The following is a 26,151-nucleotide window of genomic DNA, read 5'->3' as shown; positions in this document are numbered from 1 at the left end:
TGGCCCTAGCTGTTTGTCAGTTGACACTGCGACGGTACCGACCGGGCGTTTGACCCGTCAGCCTGCGGAAGGCACGCGTCAAGTGTTCCTGATGGGAGAAGCCACAGCGGAGTGCTATCTCAGCGAGGCCTTCCTGGTCTTGCTCGATCAATCGCTTGGCCCGTTCGACCCGTGCCGCGATCACATATTGGTATGGTGATTTGCCGGTTGTTGCCGCAAAAGCTCGACCGAACGACTTTGTGCCGATGCCGCACGCGCTGGCCATCGCAGCAAGGGTGATCTCACCCTCGAGATTGGCTTCTATGAAATCCTTAACGCGCCGAAGTTCGTAGTCCGGCAGCCCAACCGTCTGAACCCGCCACGGTTCGCTGCTCCTGCTGATCGCGGAGACCCTATTCGCAAGCGCCCGTGCTATCGGATCGATGAAGAGATCTGAATTCGAGACCTTTTCGCAAACCGCCTGCTCAACCGCCTGCGCCAGATGCTGTATAACCACGTCCCGTTCCACCAGCAACGGTGTAACATTGTTGACAGAAACCAGGTTTGCGCGGAGATAAATGTGGAGAGTGTCCAGCGCCCCATGCAATCCCACCTCGCACGCATGACCTGCTGGCAAAAAAAAGATGCTTCCTTTTGGAATGCGACGTGAAGTGACGTGCCCGCCGGATGCAAAGGTCGTCTGCACGGGGCCGCTACGGTGCAAAACAATGAGGTCGTCAGCGATCGCTTCGAACCGCCCCTCGAAGGGATTCTCCCTTTGGATCGACGCGTAGATCGAAGACCACCCATGCCCCTCACTTGTTGCACGGATGTCGGCCCCAAACCGTTGCAGAACACCGTGAGTATCGGAGCCTCTGAACTCGCGCTTGGCTTCCATCTCCTGCTCCGCGTGTAGTCTGACTGGGCCCGCTGCAGCGCAATATGCGCCTCGTGGTGATGAAGAATAATTCGTTATAACAATAATGCTCTGAGCACGCTATGTCTTCGTTTGGCCACCCAAGAGGAAGCTGCCGTCGATCTGCTCGCCAACGAGCCGGAACGAGCCGCCTGCCTCGAAGCCGAACCCGTTGAAGAGGCGCGTTATCTACACTTCAGGCGTCGAACAGAGGCTTGGCCTTCAGACGCTACTGAGGTCTCGCCTCGCTGCGCATTTGCACCGTCAGCATAAGCCGGTCGAGCAGCACCTCCTTGTCCGTCAGACGGCGCAAGCGGATGAGATTGGCCTCGTGCTGCTCCGGATCTGTCGTGTCGAAGATGATCCGCTTGTTGTCGACCGCCGCGGGTGAGACGACCTCGAGGAAGATGCGGCGGCGCTCCTCGGCGTAGCAATCGAGGATAGCGTCGTCGACATCGCCGCGAACGACAGCAGCCAGCGCCTCGTAGAGCGCAAATGCGTCGAACAATCCCGATGTGAGCCCGTAGGCGCCGCTGGGATTCGTTGCATGCGCTGCGTCGCCGGCCAGCAACACTCTGCCGACACGGAACCGCTCGGCTGCCCGCTGATGCATGCGATAAGGCGCAAATGCAACGACCTCAATGTCGCGCGCTCCCGGAAGGATGACATCGAAGTACGCGGTCATACGCTCGGCGATGCTCTCCTCGGGTAGATCGAGCGGCTCGCTGTAGGTGCAGCGCCACAGATCGTCTCTATCGAGCTTTACGATGATTGCACCATGGGTCGGGTGAATCAGAAAGGTGGTGCGCGCGTAGCCGTGCTTCGAAAAATCGTGCCGGACGTTGGCCGCGATGAACCGCTTCGGCCATGTGATACCCTCGAACTCCAGATGCAAGGCCCTTCGAACGTTGCTCGTCGCGCCGTCGGCGCCGATAACCCATCCGGCACGGAGTTCGGAAGGGCCCTCAGGGCCGTCAACCGAGAGAGTGACCCCGCTGCCATCTTGCATCAGATCGCGCATTGTCACACCCCAGCGAACCTCGGCATGCGGAAACTGCTGGAGTCGGCGCAACGCAATTCCGGCAAGTAGATTCTGGCCGAGATGGAGATTGAAAGGGAACGGTGTCCGTCCGTCGAGAACGTCCAGGCTGTAATTGATTTTCTCGCCGGTCGCGAAATCCAAGTAGGTATAGTCCTGCTTGGCGAACCCGACGTCTAGCGCCTCTTCAAGCAAGCCAAGTCGGTCGAGGCCCTCAAGTACAGACCAATGATAAACTATCGCGCGCGGCGAAGCGATGATTTCCGATGCACGCTCGATGACGACAACCGGGATGCCCGCCTGGGCGAGCCCAAGAGCGCTTAGCAAACCAACCGGGCCGGCGCCCACGATGGCGACTCTTGCTTCAACGGACATAATCCCTCTTCTATTTCCTACAGGCGTGACTGCCTTCTTGTTGCGATTGAGGCCTAGCCACATCATGCTTCGCTCAAGCCCCAGGGGCTGCCTTCGGCGCACCCTCGCGGAATGGCTGCAGAAGTCGATAGGTGAGACTATGCAGCGGCGTTGCTAAGCCATGCTTGTGCCCCAACCGGTCGATCTCGCCGCTCTGAGGAGCGATCTACAGTTGATGTTTTGTGCAGGCGGTCCAGCACCCGGATATTGTCGAGAGCTTTGCCGATGAACATGCTGGACCTCCTGGTCTTTCCTTAGAACGGGTAGTGCTGCGGACCTTCGATCGTTATCCAACGAAGCTCGGTGAATTCGTTGATGACGGCCTTTCCGCCGAAGCGGCCGTACCCGCTGGCCTTTGTGCCGCCGAATGGCATCTGAGCCTCATCGGCGACGGTCGGCCCATTGATGTGGCAGATACCGCTCTGGATACGTTTCGCAATCGTCAGGGCACGGGAGACATCGCGGCCAAAAATCGCAGCGGACAGACCGTATTCAGTGTCGTTGGCGATGCGCACGGCCTCATCGACACCGGCAACACGAATGATCGATTTCACGGGTCCGAACGATTCCTCGTTGTAGATTTTCATTTCCGACGTCACGTGGTCGAGCAAGGTGGCTTTGACGACCGTTCCGTTGCGCTTGCCGCCCGCGACGATCTTCGCTCCCTTTCCGGTGGCATCCTTGATGAGCGCATCCATGCGCTCGGCGGGCGCCAGATCGACCAATGATCCCAGGACGACATGCTCACGCGGATCGCCAGCCGGCAATGTCGAGGCTTTGGCCGCGAGTCTGGCGACGAACGCGTCGGCGATCTTCTGATCCACAATAATGCGCTCCGTGGACATGCAGATCTGCCCCTGATTCATGAAAGCGCCGAAGGCCGCAGCATCGACCGCTTGGTCCAGATCGGCGTCATCCAGAACGACCAAAGGCGCCTTGCCGCCAAGTTCCAGCAGGACAGGCTTGAGATGCTCCGCCGCGAGCTTGGCGATGACGCGACCGACTTTGGTTGAGCCTGTGAAATTGACCCGGCGTATGGCAGGACTGGAAATCAACGCCTCAACGATCTTGGGCGCATCCGAAGGTGCATTCGACAGGACGTTGACGACTCCTTTGGGGAAGCCAGCATCATTCAGAACTTGGCCGATAAGACGATGCGTTCCGGGACAGGTTTCTGACGAACGCAAGATGACCGTGTTGCCGCAGGCGAGCGCCGCCGCGATTGCCCGCGTGCCGAGGATGACCGGGGCGTTCCACGGCGCCATGCCGAGGACGACGCCGGCCGGCTGGCGTACCGCCATCGACCAGATACCGGGCTTATCGGATGGGATGACTTCGCCGGTGATTTGGGTGGTGAGAGCTGCAGCTTCGCGCAAGATGCCGGCGGCGAGATGGACATTGAAGCCAGCCCAAGGCGCCGTTGCCCCGGTCTCCTCGAGCATCAGCTTGATAAAGTCGTTGGTACGGCTCTCCATAAGGTCAGCCGCCTTCAGAAGGAGGCCGCGACGCAGCGAGGGCCCTGTCTCTGACCAGGTCTCGAACGCTTTGGCCGCAGCAGCGACGACCTTCTCGACGTCTGCGAGCGTCGCAGCCGGCGCGCGTGTCGCGACCTTACCGGTCATGGGATCCTTGCGCTCGAAAGTGCCCCCTCCCTCGGCCGCAACCGCACCACCGTCAACGATAAATCCGATATCCATCGATACTCTCCTGATTTTCCAAGTATGCGGCCCTCAGGCCTGCGTTCCGCCGTCGATCGGAATGATCGCACCGGTCATGTATGTGGAAGCCGGCGATGCCAACAGCAGCGCGAGCCCCTTGATCTCATCCAGTTCGGCAAGCCGCCCTAAGGGTACGGTATCTGCGAACGCCGCGGCACCTTCGGGCGTATGCATCCGGCCATTGGCGATATTCGTCCGAAAAGGACCTGGCGCGATGGCATTGACACGCACATTGTGAGGACCGAGCTCGAGAGCCGCGACGCGCACCACCTGTGCAATGCCGGCCTTTGCCGCGTGGTAGCCGTAACTCGGTAGCGCCGACGCCCGCAGCGCCGCGACGGAACACGTCACGACGATCGATCCGTGCCGCCGTGGCTTCATATGCTTTGCCGCCACGCGAATTGTCCGAAAAGCGCCATCAAGATTGACCCGAAGGCAGGCGTCCCAAAGCTCCATGGACGCCGACTTGAGCTCGCCTTCGGGCTTGCCGTATCCGGGGCCACCGCTCACGCCTGCGTTCGCAAACACACAATCGAGCCGGCCATATCTTTCGACGTAAGCATCCACGACAGCTTCGATGCTGCCCGCCTCGGCTATGTCGACGCAGAAAGTGTCAACGGCTCCACCGGCTTCGTCGATGGCAGCCGCCGCCTGCATCAATTTGCCCTCGTCGATGTCAAGCATTGCGACCCGCCCTCCATTGGCTGCGATCACTTGCGCAATCGCGAGTCCAAGGCCAGACGCAGCGCCTGTAACGACGGCGATATGTCCGGACAGGTCAAACAGTTCAGCGGCTTTCATCGTGTCTCTCGTGGCCTAACGTTCGATCAGTTCAGTCAGCGCGACCAAGCAAGGCACCGCCATCGATGACGATATGGGTCCCGGTGATGTAGCTAGACGCTGGTGAAGCCAGGAAAAGCGCCAGCCCCTGTATCTCCTCGGGTCGACCGACGCGGTGAAGAGGACTGCCAGCTTCGAAGCGCTTCTTGAGGTCGGGCGTCGTGAGCTGGGTCAGAAACGGACCCGGCAAGATTGCGTTGACCAGAATGTTGTAGCGGGCGAGCTCAAGTGCGGCCTGCTTGGCGAGGTGCGACACACCCGCCTTCGATATCTGGTAGGGCATACCGACGATAGCGCCTGGCCTGATGCTCGCAATCGACGAGGTCAGGATGATGCGTCCGCCGTTCTGTCGCTTCATATGCGGAACAGCGGCTCGAATGGTCGAAAAGATCGAGGTCAAATTCGTATCGATGACCTTGTCCCACAGCCTGTCCGGGACGGCCTCGATCGCACCCTCCGGATCCCGTTCGCCGGCCATCGACAGAAACCCCGGTCCGGCGTCGATGCCCGCATTGGCGAACACGACATCGAGACGGCCGTTTCGTTCGACCGCTTTGTTGACAGCGGCCCTGACTGCATCGCGATCCGTAACATCGACGGCAACGCTTGCCACATCGCCGCGCGCCTTGAGCTCGGACACGGCCTGATCAAGGCTCGCCTCGTCTTTGTCCAGCAAGACGACGCGTGCATCATTGTCGAGCATTGCCTCGGCGAAGGCCCGACCCAGGCCTTTGGCACCGCCGGTAATGACGACAGAAAGGCCGGTGACGTCGAACAGATCCTGGGTTCTCACGTCGAGGCCCCTTGTTTGAGTGACCAGCGCCGGATGGGATCCTTGCCGTCCCAGCTCTGCGCCGCTGCGAAGTAGCTGTGATAGATGCCTTCAAGCGTCTCCGTCGTCTCGATCACCTCAAGCATGCCCGGCAAGTCGCGGCGGGTATCGACATAGACGATCCGCACACCGCGCGGCGAGAGATCGGAGAACACGACTGGATAGCCGGCAGCCTCGTAGCGGGCGACGTCCGCATCGAAGTCCTTGGAACAGACGGCCCAGTGATGGAAACCGTGACCTTCGACCTTGATCGTCTCTTGATAGACCGACGGCTTGGTGTCGTGCTGCTCAATAAGCTCGATCATCATGTGGCCGGTAAAGGCGACGGCGAGAGTCAGGCTCATGTCGGTCGGCTGGCCTCGATACATTCCCTTCGCAGGCACGAAAGGACCGCTCACAAACCAAGGCCCGATATTCAGCGTCTTCACATAATGCATCATCGCCTGATCGATGTTTTCGACCGTATAGGCTGCCTGCACTAATCCCCCGACCGGCTGACCGAATGAGAGTGGCTTCATCGAGCAAAAAACTCCCGACTACCCGCCAAGCGCTCTTTGGCGACCACAAAGTCGAGAACTGCCGGCTTACCGCTTTCATTGGCCACGAACGCCCGTCGTAGGGCGGCCTCGACCTGGTGGGGATCGGTGACACGCTCCCCGTAGCAGCCGGAGGCGATTGCAAGGCCCGCGTAATCGAGATCAAGGACGAATTCGGTCCCAATGAACCGCTCATTGAAAGCCTGCACTTGGATGTCGCGGATCGAGCCCAAGGCGTGATCGTTGAATATGCACCACGTGACACCGAGCTTGAGTTCGGCGGCAACGGGAAGGATATTCATCACCATCTGGAAGGATCCATCGCCCACGAAGCAGACGGCAGGCCGGTCAGGGTAGACAAGGCGTGCGACGGGAAAAGCCGATGCCGCGAAGCCCATTCCATAGAAGCTCGAGGGCACGATCGTGGCGCGTGGCTCAAAGATCTTAAAATAAGGAAATGCGCCACCCATCCCCTGCGCGAGCACGCCGACGTCGATGGCGACGGTTGCATTGCGTGGGAACACGTGCTGGATGCGATCGAAGATCCGAATCGGATGGATTGGCGTGGCATTAGAGCTCGCCATGCTTTCGCGCTCTGTTTCGAGCGCAGCACGCCGATTCGACAACTCGGCGAGCCACTCCTTGGAGGCCGCGCGCTGACCAGTACCCTTTGCTTTTAACTCCGTGAGAAGATCCTGGAGAACCAGGCGCGCATCTCCCGTGATGCCTATGGTCGCAATGACCGATCGGCCGAGTTCGTTTGGATCGATATCGATCTGGATATAGGTGGCCGCCGGCGCCGGAATATATTCTGGCTTCCAGTTGTTTTCCTGCTCCTCAAAGCGAGCGCCGATGCCGATGACAACGTCAGCATTTGGCAGAAGATACTTTGTGACGTCCTGTCGATGATGACCGATGCCGCCAGCCGTGAGTTCATGATCGTCAGGCAAAATGCCCCGCCCTGCGAGCGTCGTGACGACGGGGCTACCCAGCATCTCCGCGAGCTGACGCACTTCAGACGTCGCGTTTGCGGCTACGGCGCCGCCACCGGCGACGATTAGCGGCTTTCTAGCCGCGAGAAGAGCCGCCGCCGCGGTCTTGATACGATCGCTATCACCGCGGACCACAGCGGGTTTGCCGACTGGGAGATAGTCGCCGACGTCAAACTGCATTCTAAGAATATCCGCGGGGATATCGATAAGCACAGGACCCGGCTTACCCGAGCGGGCAATGGTAAACGCTTGACGCAGGCATTCGACAATGAGGTCCGGTCGATCGACCCGGACGCCCCATTTCGTGATAGCGGCAAAAATCTTGACTTGGTCGATTTCTTGGCTTGCGCCACGATGTGCGTTGCGAGTGGCACCACGCCCCGCGAGGATGACCATCGGCAACGCACCGACATATGCTTCCGCTACGCTCGTGATCAGATTGGTGGCGCCAGGCCCGGCCGTCACGCAGCACACGCCAGGCTCACCGGTAAGCTGCGCATAGCCGGCAGCCATGCTTGCAGCATGCTGCTCGTGCCGCACGAGAATGTGGGAGATCTGCTGTTGTCCGTAGAGAGCGTCGTAAATTCCGATTGTATGGCCGCCGGGCATACCAAAGATGAACTTCACGCCTTCCGCCTTCAGAACGTCAACGACGGCTTGGCCGCCACTCTTCATCACCATTGACTTGATCCAGTTTTTATCGTGGACGACCGCAGCCCCGCTTCGCGCGACGATTTGCTACGTTGACTACGGTTTGGCCGAGCCGGCCTTCACCAACGGGCATCCGCCATCTTGGAGCGGACGGAACGCTTCATCGCCAGGTACTGTGCCCACCACGTTGTAGAGGTCCCACTTTCCTTTGGACTCCTCGGGCTTCTTGACTTGGAGAAGATAGAGATTGCGCAAAACACGGCCATCGATACGCACCTTCCCGTCTTTGGTGGTGAAGTCATTGACCGGTAGCTCGCGCATCTTTGCGGCGACGGCGTCCGCGTCGCGCGATCCGGCGGCTTTGACGGCTTTGAGATAATGGAACACCGCGCTGTACGACATCGCAGGATCCCAATCCGGCGGATGACCTATCTTTTCTTCGAAGCGCTTCGACCAGGCACGTGTCTCGTCATTCAGGTCCCAATAGAAGGGATTGGCCAGAAGCAAGCCGTGAGCGGTCTTGAGCGTGATGCTTTGGACATGCTCGAGAAAGAGCACGTAAGCCGCGAAAGTCGCACCGTTTGAGGTGAGACCGAATTCGACGGCCTGTTTGATGGAGTTGACCGTATCGTCCGAAGAATTTGCAAGGCCGATCACGTTCGGATTGGTCGGCTGCGCCTGCAAGAGGAAGGAGGAGAAGTCGGAAGTGTTCAGCGGCGCGTAGACGGCGCCGAGGACCTTGCCCCCGTTAGCCTCAATAACGGCACTGGTATCGCGCACAAGGGCACGTCCGAATACATAATCGGCGCCGAGGAAGAACCAGCGGTTGCCGCCCCGCTTGAGAACAGCGGCTCCCATGACGTGCGCCAGCGAATACGTATCAACGGCCCATTGCGTCGTGTAATTATCGCATTTGCGACCAGTCACATCGGAACTCAGGGCGCCAACAAATAGCGAAATCTTCTTCTTTTCCTTGGCAAGACTTTGGACCGCGAAAGCAACCGCCGAGTTCGGAACGTCGACGACCGCATCGACCCCCTCAACGTCATACCACCGGCGCGCGATGGCCGAGCCGACGTCCGGCTTGTTCTGGTGGTCGGCAAAGATGAGCTCGGCCTTCTTGCCGAGCACGGGCCCAGCGTCGTCGATTGCCATGCGGACGGCTTCAACAGTCTCTCGACCGCCGGCCACGGCATAAACCGAAGACATGTCGTTCATGACGCCGATCTTGATGGGCGCGTCGTCAGCGCGCGCCGAGCTGGCCCACATCAACGCACCCGCGAAAACCGCACCTAGCCACCTCATCGCAATCTCCTCCCAAGCGAGCTATCCTCCTCGGGAGCTCGTCATTTGTGATTTGTGATAACAAATCACAAATGAGAGTCAAGAGCCTTGAGCGCGCCCCAGCACGCACGCGCAACTACGGCAACGCAGCACTCCCAGCTTCGTGTTTGAATTTGGACAGATTGGTGGAAGGCTAGGCGGCTAGTGGGCCAACTGCTTGTCCTGGATCAAGGCCGCGATGATGCGATCGCCACCTTTCATAAGATCTTCTGTTATCGCAGCCCTAGCTGCCTTGGCATCGCCTGCGCTTAGCGCAGCTATAATTCGATGATGGCCGCGGGCGCCCTCCGAGGTCAAGTTGATCGGAATATGGTTGAAAACAGGCCCGATCTGGAGCCACAGCGACTCGATCATGGAAAGTAACAACGGGCTCTTGGCCGCTTCATACACTGTAAAATGGAACTCCTGGTTCAGCGCCCAAAATTGACGCTGCTTATTTCCACTCAAGGATTTAATCTTCTCATGGATACGCTTGAGGGAAGCAATGACGTCAGGGCTAACGTACTGACATGCCAGGGCGGCGGCCTCGCCTTCCAGAAGAATCCGAACTCTGCGAATTTCCAAGAACTCATCGATCGTCGTTTCAGGTACGATGACGCGATGGTTGGGGAGCATTTTCAGCGCGCGTTCGACGACTAGGCGCCCAATGGCGTCTCGAACCGGCATCAGGCTAACATGTAGGCTTTGCGCCAGAGCTCGCAGCTTCATTTCCGAGCCGGGCGCGAAGCCTCCAGACATGATCATAGTCCGGAGTTCGCGGTATACGCGATCGTTGAGAGTCTCTCGTTCGACAGCGCGAATCGAGCTCTCGAGCCCGACCTTGTCTATCCCTTTAACCATTCGCTGAGCGGCCTCGTCCCCGACAATTCCATCACCTTATCAAGAGACGTTCGCTTGGCAAATCTGGCGCCTTCCCCGGATACATCCTAGCCGCTCACCGATGATTCGTGCTCCACTTCGCCCCGGCGATAGACGCGTATCGCCGTATCCTTGAAGAGTAACGCTTTTTCCGTGGCCGAGGCGCCTGATGCAAGCCGTTTGAATGCGTTACACAACACATGGTAACCGCAGCTCCGCCTAACCGCAGCCGCCAAGTGGAAAGCTGAATGGAATCCGAGACGCTAAGGCCCAAGGTCGATGGCGTCGATACGATAGTGAAAGCGATTGGCAGCGGGCCGTCGCTGCTTGCTTTCCATGGCGCAGCGACCATCGAGGGCTATCGGTGGGCCGAGGGGCTGGCGGATCGTTTTCGCGTTATCGTTCATCCCGGGTTCGGTGAGAGTGCCGCGGCACCGCATATTATCGGCATGCAGCACGTTACCCCAGCAAGCCAATAGACACGATTGGCAGTATTCTTGAACCGCACTGATGCTCGGGATGCGAGCCGTACGCACCTTGATTGGTCCGCGCGGGTGCCGGTGCAATTGCATTCTCTGATTGCGTCTACCTCGCTGCGCTTGGGAACAATTTTGCAGATAAGCCTTTTCAAGTGCACTTGCTTGTGATTTGTTATCACAAATTACGCGTCGCTCGCATCGGCCATCGAAAATTGCTGATACAGGCAACCAAGAGTCGGCAGAAGCCGAGATACAGAACTCCGAGGGAGGGGATCGGGATGATAGGTTTGATCAAACAGGGCGGCTACGCCCTTTTGGCTTTCGCGTTGTCCGGTACGCTCGCCGTCGCTCAGGACAAGCCCATCGAATTGAAGTTGTCTCACTGGCTGCCGCTTGCGCACGTCAACCATCAACACGTTCTGGTGCCGTGGGCGGCGATGGTCGAGAAGAACAGTAACGGCAAACTGAAGATCACGATCTTTCCTGGCAGCATTCTCGGTAAGCCGGCCGACCATTGGGACATGGCGCAGAACGGCATCGTCGACATCGCATGGGGAACGCATAACTACACCGCCGGGCGCTTCCCGCTGACCGCAGCCTTCGATCTTCCGTTCCAGACTAAAACGGCAAAAGGCGCTAGCCGCGCGTTGTGGGAATACTACGTCAAGCACCTGGAAAAAGAGCATGCGCGCGTGAAGGTGCTGTGGCTGCAAGCTCCTCCACCCTTCCATCTTCAGATGGCGAACAAGCCGGTGCTGAAGCCTGAAGAGTTCGCCGGCCTGCGTATTCGGGTCGGCGGCGGGCCGGTTTCCGATCTGGTGAAGGCGCTCGGCGGTGTACCAGTCGCGTTGTCTGTGCCCGAAGGCTACAATGCATTGGAGCGGGGCATCGTTGACGGTACGATCCTTCCGCACGAAGCCCTTCACGGTTTTAAGCTTGCTGAGGTGACAAAACATCATATCGAGCTGCGCATGTTCACGACATCGCAGTTCCTCGTAATGAATCTTGCCAAGTACAACTCGCTTCCACCCGACCTCAAGAAGGTGCTGGACGAACTTGGCGGTGCATGGGGCGCGGAGTTCGCCGGAGCCGCATGGGACAAGGGCGAGCTATCGGGCGTCGATGCAGCCAACAAGGCCGGCGGCCATTTCTACAAGTTCACCGACGACCAACTGCAGCCATGGCGCGAAAAAGCCGCGCCGATCGTCGAGGAATGGCTGAAGGCGACCGAATCAAAGGGTCTGCCCGCAAAGCAGGCGCTTGGCGATCTCCGCGCCCTTATCAAGCAGTACGATCCCTAGGCATCAGCGAATGCCCATCCTGGAACCGGCCGCAAGGGTCTTGAATTTTGTCGCAATCATAGCCTTGGCCGGTCTCGTCGGAGTAACGGTTTCCGACGTGACCGGTCGCTACTTCTTCAGTAAACCGCTATTCGCGGGCGTCGAAATCACCGAGTTTCTTCTCATCTTCCTGAGCTTTGGCGGACTGGCCTGCGCGGAACTTCGCAACAGCAACATCAAAGTAGACTTCTTTACCCAGATGCTTCCCGAACGGGTTCGTACAGCGCTCGACGGCGTCGGTGCTCTGTTTGGAATGGTTTTCTGGAGTGTAATTTCCTGGCGGGCCATCGATCACGCTCAAGAGGTGCGCGAGAGCGGTGAAGTCTCACTCAACCTCGGCGTCTCGACGTTTCCCTTCTACGGCTTCCTCGCCGTGGGGTCCGCCCTCGTCGCGATCGTGCTCGTGCTGCGCATCGCGCGGGCGATCAACACCGTGAGCCGCTAAATGGACAATACGACAATCGGCGTCATCGGCTTCTTTGCAATGCTGTTGCTGATGTTTCTTGGCGTGCCGATTGGCGTCGCCATGGGCATCGTCGGATTCATCGGCTTCGCCGTCGTCAACAGCTGGGATTCAGCACTCAACCTGATCGGGCTCGCGCCCTACAGCGCAGTCGCCAACTACGTGCTGAGTGTCGTGCCGCTATTCGTCCTGATGGGCCACTTGGCCAATGAGACAGGAGTAGGCCGTGAGCTTTATGCCGCCTCGCAAACCTGGCTGCGTCATCGGCGCGGAGGACTCGCGATGGCGACTGTGATGGCGTGCGCCGGATTTGCAGCCATCAGTGGCTCCAGCCTTGCGACAGCCGCGACAATGACAACAGTGGCGCTGCCCGAGATGCGTAAATTCGGCTATGATCCACGGCTCGCCACCGGTTCGATCGCCGCTGGTGGCACGCTCGGAATTCTGATTCCGCCGAGCATCATTTTTCTGATCTACGGCTTCATCACCGAAACTTCGATCGGAAAATTGTTCTTGGCCGGCGTACTTCCCGGGATTCTATTGACGATCCTGTTTGTTCTCACGATTGCTGTCACGACGTTGAGGGATCCGACCCTTGCTCCCCGAACTGAAGTGAAGGCAAGCTTCGCCGAACGTGCTCGGGCTTTTCGAGATGTTTGGGCCGTTGCGATGCTGTTCACGTTGGTGATCGGGGGCATGTATGGCGGCGTCTTTACCGCGACCGAGGCCGCCGGCATCGGCGCATTTGGCACCTTGATCCTCGCGTTGGCGCGGCGGCGTCTGACCTGGCAGGTGTTGCTACGGGCATTGATGTCAACGGTCGAGACTACGGCCATCATTACCGTCATCCTCATCGGAGCGGTGATACTGGGCTACTTCCTCGCCGTTACGCAGTTGCCTATGTCCTTAGCAACTGCGCTCGCCAATTCAGGATTGTCGCCTGCGGCCATCATGTTGCTCATCATAGCCGCATATCTGATCATGGGCGCATTCATGGACGAACTCGCCATGATTCTGCTGACCGTACCTATACTCTTTCCGGTTTGCGTTGCGCTCGGTTACGATCCGATCTGGTTCGGCGTCGTCATCGTTGTGGTGTGTCAGGCCGGCATGATCGCACCACCTGTCGGACTCAACGTGTTTGTCATATCGGGCATGGTGAGGGACGTGCCGATGGAGCAGATCTATCGTGGAATTCTGCCGTTCCTCGCCGCGATGGTACTCTTGCTGGGCATCCTGATGCTGATCCCCGATCTTGCGCTCTATCTGCCGCGGACGATGAGATAAGTATAGAGGCTAGCGAATGAATGTTCAGCTCATGATCCGCAGCTCTATGGCACCTGCCCCCGCATTCTTGCTGCAAGAGACCGGCAAGGACATCAACCCAGCTGGTTCGAGATTTGGGGCCACCAATCTGAGGTTTTCGAATACTGTCACTTCAGGAAACAAAGAGATCATCCTGCGCAGGTAGCTCAATGTCGGGGGTTCGAGTCGCTGGTCCGCTACATCGCTAGACCCACTATTTCGGAGGCCTTGTTTTCCTATCGAAGGGCAGTCTAACTGGCGAATTGAGCCCGCGATAGTTCGTCAATAGCCGTCGTTCGTACGCAATTCCTTGCCGGCGGAAATGGAGCGCAGCCAGGTTCAAATCCTGGAGCCGCAACTACCGATACCGACATTCAGTTCAAGTCCCGATCTGAGCGTGGGCTGCCCTGCGTCCCGAACGCAATGAACGTCTTCTAAGTTGTTGATTTTTCTCGGTGTGACATACACTTTCGTCCCGTTTTGTTCACGCTCGTTTCATCCAATTCGTTGCGATTTCGTTGCGGCGTTCTCGGCGAGAACAGTGGACGCCGCATCGATCACCTGAAATGGCACCCGAGCCACGTGAGCATAACGACGGCGCAGCCGGCACGTGGCACGAGTGCAGCGGCGAGACCGGTTAAAGAACACCCGGGAACGGGGCCGTGATAGCGGTTGCCGTAGGCGAGCCCCTTTTCCGAGTGCCCCCGGGCGAGGAGCTCTTTAAATCTTGCACGAGGGATCGGTGCGCGACGTGCCGAGACAGCATGGCTTGGTAAGCGCAGCGCATAGAGCCTGGTGCGCGGAGCGGACGTGCCGTATCAACGCGGCGCGCTGAAATCTTACGTAGTCAACCAGGCTTTGACGGGGCAGCCATAGCAATTCACCTTGCTCAAACTGCAGGCGTATCTCCAATGCACAGCCTGCGGGCACGGCGCGCCGATCGCTGGAGCGCACTTCTTTCGGCCCGCGTCGAGCGGTCCGGCATCTGCGGCGACGCGAAGCATTATAGGTCTCATACGACCGTGAAAGGAACGCGATAGAGAGCATTTCTCTTTCCGTCGTCCGGCTGACTCTCGCCGGAACGGGAGGTCGCGCGGGAAACGATGCTTTGTTGTCCCGCCGCCGCCTCGAAGTTGCACATGAATTGCGTCCACGAATGGCCGGTAGGCTTTTCGACGGCGCAGGCCTTCCAGGAAAGCCCCTCATCCAGGCTGATCTTCACGCCGGCCACGCCGCCATCCGCCCACGCCCAACCCCATGCCCGAACAACTGCCCCCTGCTCTATTGGAGTCCCGGGCGCGGGCCACACAATCACCGATTGCGGGGCGATGTTCCAGACCGGGCGCGTCACGCCTTCGGCGACGACATCGTTGTACCAACGTGTCGTAAAGGGACCAGGAGCGCGCTCTTTGCGAAGCTCGATCCTCCGGAGCCACTTCACGCTGTTGGTCCCATAGAATCCCGGTACGACCAGCCGCAGCGGATGACCGTGCTCCGGTAACAAAGGCTCGCCGTTCATTTCGTAGGCGAGGAGGACGTCGGCCCCCACGCGCGAGCGAGGGAGATCCTTCGTGTAATGCCCGCAATCCGCGCCGCCGAACTCACCCGAGTCCGCACCGATGGACCAGACAAAGGCAGCCTCCGGGTCCGGTTCGACGCGTTGGAGGACATCGTCCAGACGCACGCCGCCCCATGTCACGTTGCAAACACGCTGCGTCGGCTTGTCCGGAGCCAACGGGCTTCCCGCGCATTGGTACACTGAGGCGACGGTTACCTTCTGCATCCGCTTGAGATCCCGCACGGTGATGCGCATTGGGCGGCCGATCAGAAAGAATTCTTCGCTTTGTGATCATGTTGCCTCGCTCCGTCCTCAATATGACAGGAGCGTAACTGCATCCGGATTTCCGCCAGCATTGGGAATCTTCGCAAGGCCTCGTGCGGAGACGAACCCGCCTGCCCGTTTAATGCGCCTTGGCTGCATCCATGCGATGCATCGTGCCGACTAACGCGCCGCGTTTGAGGTGGCCCGGGGAAAGAAGCACGGGCTCTTCGGCGGTGCAGGATAGCCGTCACTGGAAACGAGATCTTCGGCCGGCGTCTATAATTTTAACGCTCGAGCAGCGAAAACCATTGGATATGAAGCTCGCCGATCGATAGTGGGTGATCGCTGTCGAGGATGACGTAGTCATACTTACCCAAAAGTTAGATCACCGGTCCGTCTGACGCCGGACAAGATCACCGCACCAGAGACAGATGGATTTCAGATCCCGGAGTAGATTCCGGCGCCGTTGGCGCACATAGGTCGGTCCGATTTCCACTCCACGCTAGCCGAATCTGCGAGCTCTACAGTCCCGCTCTTTTGTCGCCAAGGTTTCTCGGCCTTGATCAACTACGGTCCTGCCGAATTCAGCACCGCTACTTTGATTGCCGGCAGTGGGAGCAGCGAATGATCGAGCCCCGTGGCATGTCCAAAGAACAGGCTGCCGCTTACGCAGGCTGCGAGTCCCTTTCAGCGATCAACGAATGGGTTCGACGCGGAATCATGCCGAGGGCAATACCTGGAACACGCAAATGGGATAAAAAAGCGATTGACGTAGCCCTTGACCGGTTATCTGGTTTGCAGCCTAAAATTGAAGCTCAAACTGGCACCATACGACGCGAAGGCATCCCAGAATGCGAGTGCGGCTGAAGGGGATCAACTGGTCCATAAAAAAGCTCGGTGACGGTACGTTGAAGACCTACTGGTATGCGTGGAAGGGAGGCCCGCGCATCAACGCGACACCCGGCACACCGGAATTTATGCGCCTCTACAATGAAGCAGTGGCGTCGTACACGAAGAAGAACTCCGAGACGTTTAGCTCACTTATCGACTACTTCAAGGACTGCAGTGAGTACAAAGATCTTGGTGGCAAGAGTAAGCGCGCTTACGACGGATACCTCAAGCTTATCGAAACCAGGTTCGGTTCGATGCCGATTGGCGCCCTCGAGGACAAGCGCACACGGGGTGACTTCAAGGAATTTCGGGATTCATTCTCCGACACGCCACGCAAGGCGGATTATATCTGGACGACAATTGCGCGTGTTCTGTCCGTTGCAAAGGATCGTGGCAAGATCTCAGTGAACGTCTGCGAGCGCGGTGGCCGGCTTTATGAATCCGACCGGTCTGAATTAATTTGGTCGGCCGAGGACATCAGGGCCTTTTGTGGCGTTGCGTCGGTTGAGCTACAAGCCGCTCTCCTGCTCGCATTATGGACAGGTCAGCGCCAAGGAGACCTGCTGCGCCTGACCTGGAAAGATTACGATGGCACGTATATCCGGATGCGCCAATCGAAGGGCCGCGACAACAAGGGCCGGCGCCGTGTGACTATACCGGTGGGACCGCCGCTGAAGGCGGCGCTTGACGCTGCATTGAAGGAAGAGCGCTCGGCCGTGACTATATTGGTCAACTCGTTCGGCCGGCCATGGACGGAGGACGGTTTCAGGACGAGCTGGGACAAGGCTTTCAAGAAAAACGTCGTTGAAGGATCTGCACTTCCATGATTTGCGCGGCACTGCTGTTACGCGCCTCGCGCTATCCAATTGCTCGGTTCCGGAGATCGCCTCGATAACTGGCCATTCGATGAAGACGGTGCAGGAGATCCTCGATGCGCACTAACTGGGCGGCCGGCTCGAACTCGCCGAGTCAGCGATAAAGAAATTGAGTGAAGTATACGGGTAGGAACAGTGAGTTCGGGATGTGGATCGACTCCAGGTGAAGGCGTCCTCGGTCGCCAAGGCTTCTGCGTGAGAGAGCGCTCCACGCCGCCGGGGAACGCGCTAGCCGCTGCGGTAACGCGCAGCCATCCCGCCATCCTTCAACTTGGCGTACAGACGACGAACAGATTTCTCAAACCGGACGTCAAACCGACTGGTCCCGTTCTGGTGCGCACTGCTGTAAGTGCTTGATTTGCTTGGTGGGCGCACCAGGGCTCGAACCTGGGACCCGCTGATTAAGAGTTCAAAACCGGCGCCTCTCTACGATTTCTGAATCTGCGCTACACTACGGTGAGGTCGAAGAAGACCTTTTATTTATAGGGACTTGTCGCATAGCTTCGCAGTCCGGCGAACGCAGACCTTCAAACACCTCGGCTCGCCAAAACCGTTTGAAAACCGTTTTAACAGTTCACGTCCCCCCATGACCGATATTCGCATTGCTCTCAGCGACAAGGCTATCGCTCAGCTACCGTCTCCTGAAGATGGCTGGTATCTGGCTCGCGACACCGAGCTGAAAGGCTTCTTCGTGGTCGTGGGGAAGCGGAAAAGGACCTTCACCGTTCAAGGTGATCTTAGGCAACGAGGAAAGCGGGCCTCATCCATTAGAGTGTCTATTGGAGATGCCAGCGAGTTAACGACCCGAGCGGCCCGCTCGCTTGCCAAGGAATATCTTGCTCAAATCAGCAAGGGAAAGCACCCGAAAGCGAGGCAAGACGGAAACGCCGAACAGGGCAATACCAACCGGGATGAAGCTGTAGCGAGCGTTACCCTGAAGCAGGCTTGGCAACGCTATCTGGAAGCCCACTTGATTCGAAAAGGCCGTAGCAAAAAAACGATAAGCGGCTATCGGGATCACGTCGAGCGTCTCTTTTCCGAATGGCTTGACACCCCTCTGCTCGACCTCGCGAACGATCCCGGTCGCGTCGCCGAAAAGCATGATGAGCTTTCCAAGGAGAACGGTCCCTACATGGCGAATGGCAGCATGCGGACGCTGCGGGCCATTTACAATCATGCTCGGAAGACCAATCGATCGCTGCCGCGCGACAACCCCGCAGATGCAGTCGATTGGAATCAGGAAGAGCGCAGGAACACCGGTATGGGGACCGGCGATTTGAAAGGATGGTTTCTCGAGCTAGCCAATCTAGACAACCCAATCCGGCGCGAATTCCATCTTTTCACATTGCTGTGTGGGTCTAGGCCCACCGCATTGCAGCAGGCTAAGCCCGAACACATCAATTTTCGGCGGCGAACGCTCCACATCCCGACGCCCAAGGGAGGCAGCAAGCGAGCGTTCGACATTCCACTGTCTCGGGAGATGATCCTGAGCCTCATTCGAGTGCTTCGTTTCGGCAGGCAAATACATCCGTCTCAGGCGCAAGAATGGTTGTTCCCAGCTGAGAGCGCCTCTGGACACCTGGCGGAAACAAAGGAAGATAGAGATATCTTGTCGAAATGGGGCAATGACCTTCGTCAGACATTTCGGACAATTGCCGCCGCTGCTGGCGTTTCCGAATTCGACGCCAAGCTCCTTATGAACCATTCGATCCCTGGTGTGAATGCAGGCTATGTCACTCGACACAAGCTGGTTGAAGACCACCTGCGCAGCCAGCAGCAAGCTATTAGTACGGCTGCGTTTTCTGGTCTCGGTAAGTCGCTCGTAGGACAAGGGTCGTTGTCAGATTGGCTCGGTCACGCGGCAAGCCGACGAGTCGTCAGCCTTTTCCAATTGAAGCCAGCGCCCCTCAGCGAGGAGGAGGAAAGAATTCGGCAAGCAGCCTGATCCAGGCTGCGATCTGATCGAGGCGCCCACTGCGTCCGAACGTAAGCAGCAATAGAAAAGATCAACGAAAACATTGAACTCGTGCGGGACTGACCACCATTATCGCTATTTGTACATGGGGTTTCGGTGGTCAAACGGTGGTCGAGTGCATCAACCGACTGTTGGAGCCCGCCTGAACAACGGGCGGATATGGACTGAGCATGAGGCCGGGGCGAAGACGGCCGACCTAGCTCGCAAGCACGGGGTCTCCGAAGCGACTAACCGCGGCCGGATGAAAGTTCGGTGGCAGGTCAGATATGATAGTGGATCCGCCGCGCTCACCCATTCAACAAAACGACGGCTTATCGCACTATTGATTTGCTCTTGTACCACCGTCGATCGGTCGAGGGACATATCCGACCTGCTGAAGCGGGGCGGACACCCATGTGCCTGCAGCAAATGCGTTAGCAGTCACTCCTTGACATCTAGGACCGCAGTCCATCGGTCCAGATGCGGCCGGCGTCGAGTGCAAATCACTGCTCGAGGGCGTTTGCAACTCTCTGGGGCAGACCATTGCCGGGCTAGAAAAGGCTACGCTCCTGCCTTGAAACAGAAACAGACTCCATCTGCCTATAGGCACAGGCAGAGCGGTTCATTTGGCTCGGGTGCGAAACCCTTAAAAGGCGCCGATCGGCTCAAAAATTGCCGGCGACGAGATCGTAAGAGCCCCTGGTACCGCGAACGTACACCTTGGCGGCGGCGGCGCATATCAAGTCCCGATTGGAATCGAAAGCGTGGAGAAGGCTCGACTCATCGTAACCGGTATCGGGTTGAATTCGCTTCAGCGCTTCTTCTTCGATGAAAAACGATGCCTCAATGGCGCTATCGTGTCCCCAGAACCGTACGGCACGCCGCGTGCGGTCGTATGAACGGCTATGGTTTGGAAACTCGATCATGTGGCCGGAGCCGATCCGTTGTGGAAAGGTGACTTCCTTGCCTTGCCAGCTCGACGCGATTTACCTTTTGGACGGCCGATCTGCGACCGCCCTTGCGAGCGACGGTGCCAAACCTGGCGCTGGAAGAGCGTTGAGGCGCCGCAAACTCTTAGATGGCTACGTGGAAGGCGAACTACAATCCCGTTCGCCCTGTCACAGCAAATAGTTTCTGCCTGACCTCGCTATTCCGCGGACGGGCACCATATCTTGAATATCACCGCGTGCTTCCCGGCTGTTATCGGTGACTGAGAGAATCGTGCTCCCGCCGCGACCAAAAGGCGGTCAATATGTCAAACATCTCAAAATTCGGACTGCGCGAGTGGCTGGTGCCGCCGGTCGTTCTGCCGATCTTCTTCGCGTTTGTGATCGCTGGTGCGGTGCTCATTCAATGGTAGCCGCCCGCGGGCCGCAGCGGCGCAACTCTCTGAGATCATGAAATTGCATCTCAACGGACAAAGGGATGCGGCAGCGAGACAGGAACCATAGAGGGGCGTGCCGATCATCGGTGCGCACCCACAGCAGCCGCGAGTCTCAATGACGTTCGGTCCATCACGCGTTCCAGCCTTCGTTCTCGTCGTAGAAGACGAGATGGTGCTCCGCAGGCGCGCAGTTGGCATGGTGGAAGACGCCGGCTACACGCCGTTGGAAGCGCTGGATACCGACGAAGCCCTCGCAATCCTGAGCTCCAGATCCGACATCGCGCTCGTTTGCGCCGACATGCACCGTGCGTAGACGGTGGCCGGCAATCGACCTCATCCTGATGTCCGAGAAATTGAACCCGCCGAGCATCGATCTTCCCCCTTGCAGCGAGTTCTATGGTAAGCCGCTCCAGGCTTGGCAGATCAAAGCTGGTATTCGTAGGATGATTGGCCACGCCCGAGGCGCGTGAGAGGACCCACCATCGTCCGGCTCTCCGCGTCAAGCGGCCAGCGAGCAAGCTCTCACCTCTCGTCGATCGGCGGTACCATGGCGATCTTCCTCGTCCGGCATATCACGACATATCGGTACCGGCGCGCGGTCAGGCTCGGCCGACATCAATTAATGGCACGGCCGCGCGATAGTTTCGACCAGCGACTGATTGATTTCTCGCTTAATGTGACGCCCGAGCCTTCTGAGGTGAGGTGGCTGCACGATGTCTTCGGGAATTGTGTTGCGCAGGTCGAGTTTGGCTGTGACAGCGACAATTTGCGATTCGAGTGTGTCATCAAGGTCGACCACACGCCGGAGAACGCGCCCGACTTCAGAATTGAGGACCACGCGAAGGACCATCCGTTTGCGTATCAGGCGGAGGAGGCGCCCGACCTGGCACCCTATGTTCAGAGATGGTTCTCAGACCCGGAAGACCATCTCGGCAGGTGGCTGGACACGTTTCTCGTGCGCGGGACCAGACGTTCTACCGGACAGGTCCTGATGACCCTCAATGAAGCAATCTCGGATGGCTTCGCCTACGACCGCCGCACGGCGCCAGGAACGCAAAGTCCTTCTACGACACTCGAACGCAGGAAGGGCACCTGCCGGGATTTTGCCGTCTTGATGATTGAAGCTGCACGAAGCCTCGGCTTCGCCGCACGCTTTATCACCGGCTATATCTACGTACCGGATCGCGATGGTCCTGTCTGGCTGGGCGGGGGAGCCACCCATGCCTGGTGCCAGATCTACGTCCCCGGCTCCGGCTGGGTCGAGTTCGATCCGACCAATGGAATCGTCGGAAACCGCGATCTGATCCGCGTGGCGGTGGCCAGAGTCCCAAGCCAGGCCATTCCCCTGTTCGGCACTTATTGGGGAGCTCGTGAGGACGAGCTTGGGATGGATGTGGACGTGAACGTCAAAACAGCGGCGGCTCTGTCGTAATGTCGCTCAATGAAGAGGCAGGAACACGCCCCCCGCCAGCGCGTTGGAACTTCCGAACGCCACGCTCGATAGGCACGATCGAGATCGAAGCAGCCGCGGCAATTTGTCGACTTTGGAGGACGCCGAGTGAAGATCCGGGTCGGCTATGAGATGATCTACGACTTTCCGCAGCACACACCCATGATCATGGTCCTGGGCGTTCATTTCTCTCGGGCATCGGACGTCGTCGTGCCCGATTATCTGACCACCACGCCCTCCGTTGCGATCGTCCCCTATCGTGACGGCTTCGGTAACTGGTGCAGCCGCATCGTTGCTCCAGCCGGTCGAATGCGCCTGGCCGCTGACGGGATGGTTCGCGACACCGGCTTGCCGGACGTCGTTGTGCCCTCGGCTACCCAACACGCGGTCGAGGACTTGCCGGCAGAGACGATCGTATATCTGCTCGGCAGCCGCTATTGCGAAACCGATCATCTGTCCGATGTCGCGTGGAAACTTTTCGGGAAGGTCTCGCCCGGATGGGCCCGTGTTCAGGCGATCTGTGATTTCGTTCACAATCACATTCAATTCGGCTACGAACACGCGCGCGCAACCAAGACGGCCCGGGACGTCTTCAACGAAGGCAAGGGCGTTTGCCGAGACTTCGCGCATCTGGCCATCACGTTCTGTCGCTGCATGAACATTCCCGCCAGATACTGCACCGGCTATCTCGGCGACATCGGCATGCCTCCCCCCTACGCCCCAGGAGACTTCGCGGGATGGTTCGAAGCCTACATCGGCGGACGTTGGTACACATTCGATCCACGCAACAACGTCCCCCGGATTGGACGTGTTCTGATCGCTCAAGGACGTGACGCGGCCGACGTGCCGATTACCCAGACGTTTGGCCCTAACACCTTGGTCAGCTTCAAGGTGTGGACCGACGAGATCCATTCGTGAGCACAGGATGAAGTGAGGCTGAGCCCTGAATCGCTCCAGAGAAATGATCCCGGACTTGCGACTCGACTTGACCGTACGAAAGCGAGTTGAGCTTCTGCCGGAACGAATGTCGGTGGCGCAACTTGGTAAGGACGACCGGATGCAAACGCCCCCCACAGCATCCGAGGAAATGACGGCCTCATTGCGCCCCCACGCTCTGGGGCCGTCGCTTGGGAGTCTCTCTAGTCGCGCTCTCTGAGCACGGGCTTCTCGTGCAACACCGCACTCAACAACGAGTTGTGGACCTCGATGTGGCCATTATAGCTGATGAGCCCCAACCTTCGAAATTTGTTCATGAAATAGCTGACCCGCGATCGCGTGGTCCCGATCATCTCAGCCAGTGTCTCCTGATTGATGCTCGCACTGATCGGCTGCGGACTGCCTTCCTTGCCGAAATTCGCCAGCAGCAACAGCAGGCGAGCCAGCCTCCGTTCGCTGGAATTGAATAGCTGGTCGATCAGGTCCTCCTCGATCCGGCTGTTTCGGGTCAACAGATACGAAATGAACAGCTGGGAGAATTTCGGCTCTTCACGGATAGCCGACATCATCGCTTCTTTGGTTATCGACGTGATGACGCAATCTTCCATCGCCGTTGTCGTCGCGATCCGCAGAGGATGACCATTCATGCATCCCTCGCCGAAGAACTGACCGGGCTCGAGAATGGCGACGACTGCCTCCTTGCCCTGCTCCGAAACGACCGTCAGCTTGACCTTGCCGCTTTGAATGTAGAACACCGAGTCAGCAGCGTCGCCCTGCTGAAACACATGCTGGTTCTTGCGAAACGTCAGAATGGCTTTGCCGGCGCCCACCTTGCCGAGAAAATGTTGGGGATCGAACGTGTCCTTGGACGGCTTCGCCACGCGTGGACTCCTTTGAATCGACCAAACTTGTTCGCTTCGATCGGCTGCCAGGGAACGGCTTTCTTGACCAAGCGACGAACGGTTGCTCCTTGCCGGCCAGACCTTGCGGCAGCGGCTCTATTGGGCAGAATTTACTCCCTGATTGTTCGCAATTCTAGGGAAGAGCCACTTTCCAAAGGGCGCGGCTCATTGCGCGCCCATCAGCAGGCATTCTCGGGCGAAGCGACGGTCGCCCTGCGCGTGGCACGACTTTACGATGGAGCATGGAAGTATGCCGACCCGGCGGCACGACGCGCTGGTCAATATAGCTCACCATGGAGTTAGGCAGCGCCCGAACTCCTTGCGGGCCCTGCTTTGCACCCCCTCGCTATTCGACGCTTCCATACCCATATCCTGTGTGTCTGATCGGACCATCGGGCCAATTGAGTGCAACGCCCCGCGACAGGCTGCCGGCCTGAATAGGTCGCCGACAACAGGAGGATTCCATGCCACTTGCGCGCTTTCGAATCGATGAAGGACCGCACACGATGGACGGGCTCCGACTCATTGCACGGGATGGCAACAAGCAGGTCGAGGCATTCATGAGCCGGAAGGTGATGGACGTCTGGGCGGAATCCGTCGAGCATCTTGGAGGACGTCAAAGTCTTTTCCGAGATCAATACAATGCGCTTGGCAGACTGAACCTCCCCGCACTCCAACGGATTGTGCGCGCGAAATACGAGCGAGGTGCCGCGTTCAACCGCCAACATCCCTTCGTGGAGGTCCTGTTCTCTGACATTTCCGAAAGTGGCGAGACCTTGGATCTAAGTGAACTGGTTCGAGAAGCATTGCCCCCGGCATTTCATAGGCTGACCTAATATCCTGAAGGCAGGCAGCGACCGAAGCGTATGCTTCCGGCTCGCCGGATTCAGCACATTTACTTGCGAGTGAGCAATATTGACCAGCAAGGCGCCAAGCCAGGTTTCAATATGACTTCCGTAGCTCTCGGTGAAGGAAAGTCAGCGCGCCGCCTGGCCATGGTCGATGTCATGTCGTCACTTCTGCGCAAGCGAACAGACAAACAAATCGGCTACAGCGTCTCGCAGCTCGTTCAACTGCGCCATCAGATGCTCCGGTTTGCTCGGTCGCTCCCCCCAGGACCTGACCGAAATCAGCGGCGGCAAATCGCGTCTTCCTTGCGAAGCCTTGCCAGACGCAAGCGGTGAACCGGCTGTCCCTGATGACGAAGTCAAGCATTGCAAGACAAGATAAAGTTGGGGGCCGCCGGCTCGTTGCCAGCCGTGCCAGGCGCGGTTCGACAAGCGGGCGATGCGCCTTACATCGGACGAGGAACGTACGGAGCGCAAGCGTCGACGGACGAGAGACCCGAATCTCGCCCCGGGGGGCTCGACCGCTTCGACCGGCCGAGGAAAAGGAGTGGTTCAGATGATGGTGCCAGTGAAAACCGAGGAGTTACCTGCGGGCGTGTTCGTGCTGGAGATCGATGGCCAGCCGATCTTAGCGCTCATGGCTGCCACGCTTTTCCAGGCCAGAGAACTCGGCCAGGAGCAATGGCTCCTAGAGGACTTGAAGCGAATGACGCTCGGACACAGACCGCTTTGGGATGGGACGTCTCCGATTAGGGTGCGTCGCGCCGATCCAGCAGAAGAAGTGTATTACGTCGACGCGAAGACGGAGAGAGCTGCGGACGAGTCGCCTTTGGTCTATCTGGTTCGGCGCGACGATGAAGCGGATGCAAGTGGAGCCGTCACTCGTGGCACATTTCCGCCCAGGAGATGATTTCGAGATGGCGTGGGGTCTCGTCGGTCAAGCGACATTGGGCGCGCCATGACAATGGCTGAGACGTCATCAGTGTGAACAGCAATCAACTACAGCATCCCAGATGCACCGCCTCGAGATCGAAGATGTGACTTTCGGACGCGGAGTGGATCGACAGTTCGCAGGACGCGCCTCGCGCGTCGCCAGTCGCGGGCTCTGATCTCGCCAGATCATTCCATTGAAGCGCGGCCAGCTTCCCGCTGGAACTGTCCCGGCGTTGGGGCCGTTCGAGATTGCATCAGATGGCTCGAGCGATATCCGGCAGCTGGTCATCTATACGGGTAGGAAATCATGATGTTCCTGATGGTTCTGATCTGGGCGACGCAGAACCGAGACGTTGCCCTGGAGCCAAAGCTCGACGAGTGCTCCTGGCCAGGGCCGCATTGCGCTTAGTAAAGATAGAAAACTGCACGATGATGCGTAAGGGAGGCTTT

Annotated in this window: 24 protein-coding genes; 11 read left to right on the top strand and 13 right to left on the bottom strand. The window is 58.5% G+C overall.

Annotated elements, in window-relative coordinates:
* Positions 1-16: 16 nt before the first annotated feature.
* From ACM43_RS25815 to ACM43_RS25775, 9 genes are all read right to left on the bottom strand, one after another.
* Positions 17-877, bottom strand: coding sequence for a helix-turn-helix domain-containing protein (locus tag ACM43_RS25815; RefSeq protein WP_271543844.1), 861 nt, complete (start codon positions 875-877; stop codon positions 17-19).
* Positions 878-1,124: 247 nt separating this feature from the next.
* Complete coding sequence (locus tag ACM43_RS25810) at positions 1,125-2,309, bottom strand: FAD-dependent oxidoreductase (protein ID WP_271543842.1); 1,185 nt, start codon at positions 2,307-2,309, stop codon at positions 1,125-1,127.
* Positions 2,310-2,602: 293 nt separating this feature from the next.
* Positions 2,603-4,045, bottom strand: a complete 1,443-nt coding sequence (locus ACM43_RS25805; RefSeq protein ID WP_271543840.1) for an aldehyde dehydrogenase — start codon at positions 4,043-4,045, stop codon at positions 2,603-2,605.
* A 33-nt stretch (positions 4,046-4,078) separates the two neighbouring features.
* On the bottom strand, positions 4,079-4,867 hold the full coding sequence (locus tag ACM43_RS25800; RefSeq protein ID WP_271543838.1) for an SDR family NAD(P)-dependent oxidoreductase: 789 nt from the start codon (positions 4,865-4,867) through the stop codon (positions 4,079-4,081).
* 31 nt (positions 4,868-4,898) lie between these two features.
* Positions 4,899-5,699: an SDR family NAD(P)-dependent oxidoreductase gene (locus tag ACM43_RS25795; protein WP_271543836.1), complete on the bottom strand. Its 801-nt coding sequence runs from the start codon at positions 5,697-5,699 to the stop codon at positions 4,899-4,901.
* A complete protein-coding gene (locus ACM43_RS25790) occupies positions 5,696-6,217 on the bottom strand; it encodes a VOC family protein (RefSeq protein ID WP_271543834.1) in 522 nt (173 codons plus the stop codon). The genes ACM43_RS25795 and ACM43_RS25790 overlap by 4 nt, the downstream gene beginning before the upstream one ends.
* Before the next feature lie 35 nt (positions 6,218-6,252).
* Entirely contained in the window at positions 6,253-7,947 is a 1,695-nt protein-coding gene (locus ACM43_RS25785; protein ID WP_271543832.1) for a thiamine pyrophosphate-binding protein, read from the bottom strand.
* 66 nt (positions 7,948-8,013) lie between these two features.
* Positions 8,014-9,222, bottom strand: coding sequence for an ABC transporter substrate-binding protein (locus tag ACM43_RS25780; protein ID WP_271543830.1), 1,209 nt, complete (start codon positions 9,220-9,222; stop codon positions 8,014-8,016).
* 180 nt (positions 9,223-9,402) lie between these two features.
* Positions 9,403-10,101, bottom strand: a complete 699-nt coding sequence (locus ACM43_RS25775; protein ID WP_271543828.1) for a GntR family transcriptional regulator — start codon at positions 10,099-10,101, stop codon at positions 9,403-9,405.
* Between the two features lie 266 nt (positions 10,102-10,367).
* Here ACM43_RS25775 and ACM43_RS25770 point away from each other — a divergent pair, with 266 nt between their 5' ends.
* The 4 genes from ACM43_RS25770 (at position 10,368) to ACM43_RS25755 (ending at position 13,688) form a co-directional block, all read left to right on the top strand.
* A complete protein-coding gene (locus ACM43_RS25770) occupies positions 10,368-10,598 on the top strand; it encodes an alpha/beta fold hydrolase (RefSeq protein ID WP_271543826.1) in 231 nt (76 codons plus the stop codon).
* Positions 10,599-10,876: 278 nt separating this feature from the next.
* A complete protein-coding gene (locus ACM43_RS25765) occupies positions 10,877-11,899 on the top strand; it encodes a TRAP transporter substrate-binding protein (protein WP_271543824.1) in 1,023 nt (340 codons plus the stop codon).
* Between the two features lie 10 nt (positions 11,900-11,909).
* The gene (locus ACM43_RS25760; RefSeq protein WP_271543822.1) at positions 11,910-12,383 is read left to right on the top strand and encodes a TRAP transporter small permease; all 474 of its coding nucleotides are present in this window, start codon (positions 11,910-11,912) and stop codon (positions 12,381-12,383) included.
* Positions 12,384-13,688, top strand: coding sequence for a TRAP transporter large permease (locus ACM43_RS25755; protein ID WP_271543820.1), 1,305 nt, complete (start codon positions 12,384-12,386; stop codon positions 13,686-13,688).
* A 1,030-nt stretch (positions 13,689-14,718) separates the two neighbouring features.
* Here the strand turns inward: ACM43_RS25755 and ACM43_RS25750 are convergent.
* The gene (locus ACM43_RS25750) at positions 14,719-15,519 is read right to left on the bottom strand and encodes a molybdopterin-dependent oxidoreductase (RefSeq protein ID WP_271543817.1); all 801 of its coding nucleotides are present in this window, start codon (positions 15,517-15,519) and stop codon (positions 14,719-14,721) included.
* A gap of 633 nt (positions 15,520-16,152) precedes the next feature.
* Here ACM43_RS25750 and ACM43_RS25745 point away from each other — a divergent pair.
* The 3 genes from ACM43_RS25745 to ACM43_RS25735 all read left to right on the top strand — a co-directional run bounded on the left by ACM43_RS25745 (position 16,153) and on the right by ACM43_RS25735 (position 19,239).
* Positions 16,153-16,395, top strand: coding sequence for a hypothetical protein (locus ACM43_RS25745; RefSeq protein ID WP_271543815.1), 243 nt, complete (start codon positions 16,153-16,155; stop codon positions 16,393-16,395).
* Positions 16,380-17,246 carry a tyrosine-type recombinase/integrase gene (locus tag ACM43_RS25740; RefSeq protein ID WP_271543813.1) on the top strand — a complete coding sequence of 289 codons (867 nt, stop codon included), beginning with the start codon at positions 16,380-16,382 and terminating at the stop codon, positions 17,244-17,246. Before ACM43_RS25745 ends, ACM43_RS25740 begins: the two co-directional genes overlap by 16 nt.
* A 634-nt stretch (positions 17,247-17,880) precedes the next feature.
* Positions 17,881-19,239: a tyrosine-type recombinase/integrase gene (locus ACM43_RS25735; protein ID WP_271543811.1), complete on the top strand. Its 1,359-nt coding sequence runs from the start codon at positions 17,881-17,883 to the stop codon at positions 19,237-19,239.
* Between the two features lie 674 nt (positions 19,240-19,913).
* On the opposite strand, the gene ACM43_RS25730 is transcribed toward ACM43_RS25735, so the two are convergent.
* Both ACM43_RS25730 and ACM43_RS25725 read right to left on the bottom strand, forming a co-directional pair.
* Entirely contained in the window at positions 19,914-20,174 is a 261-nt protein-coding gene (locus ACM43_RS25730) for a DUF1488 domain-containing protein (protein WP_018642512.1), read from the bottom strand.
* 588 nt (positions 20,175-20,762) lie between these two features.
* The gene (locus ACM43_RS25725) at positions 20,763-20,969 is read right to left on the bottom strand and encodes a hypothetical protein (RefSeq protein WP_271543809.1); all 207 of its coding nucleotides are present in this window, start codon (positions 20,967-20,969) and stop codon (positions 20,763-20,765) included.
* Positions 20,970-21,179: 210 nt separating this feature from the next.
* On the opposite strand from ACM43_RS25725, the gene ACM43_RS25720 reads away from it, so the two are divergent.
* Positions 21,180-22,064, top strand: a complete 885-nt coding sequence (locus ACM43_RS25720; RefSeq protein WP_074448631.1) for a transglutaminase family protein — start codon at positions 21,180-21,182, stop codon at positions 22,062-22,064.
* Positions 22,065-22,190: 126 nt separating this feature from the next.
* Positions 22,191-23,000 (top strand): transglutaminase-like domain-containing protein, encoded by an 810-nt coding sequence (locus ACM43_RS25715; protein WP_271543806.1) that lies wholly within the window; start codon positions 22,191-22,193, stop codon positions 22,998-23,000.
* 221 nt (positions 23,001-23,221) lie between these two features.
* On the opposite strand, the gene ACM43_RS25710 is transcribed toward ACM43_RS25715, so the two are convergent.
* Entirely contained in the window at positions 23,222-23,899 is a 678-nt protein-coding gene (locus tag ACM43_RS25710; protein WP_018642507.1) for a Crp/Fnr family transcriptional regulator, read from the bottom strand.
* Between the two features lie 485 nt (positions 23,900-24,384).
* Here ACM43_RS25710 and ACM43_RS25705 point away from each other — a divergent pair, with 485 nt between their 5' ends.
* Both ACM43_RS25705 and ACM43_RS25700 read left to right on the top strand, forming a co-directional pair.
* Complete coding sequence (locus ACM43_RS25705; protein ID WP_014493191.1) at positions 24,385-24,756, top strand: hypothetical protein; 372 nt, start codon at positions 24,385-24,387, stop codon at positions 24,754-24,756.
* A gap of 568 nt (positions 24,757-25,324) precedes the next feature.
* Positions 25,325-25,678, top strand: coding sequence for a hypothetical protein (locus ACM43_RS25700; protein WP_271543803.1), 354 nt, complete (start codon positions 25,325-25,327; stop codon positions 25,676-25,678).
* Positions 25,679-26,151: the final 473 nt, after the last annotated feature.

The sequence above is a fragment of the Bradyrhizobium sp. CCBAU 45321 genome (assembly GCF_028128975.1).
GTDB classification, from domain to species: domain Bacteria; phylum Pseudomonadota; class Alphaproteobacteria; order Rhizobiales; family Xanthobacteraceae; genus Bradyrhizobium; species Bradyrhizobium yuanmingense.
This window is presented reverse-complemented; position numbering and strand designations above follow the sequence as displayed.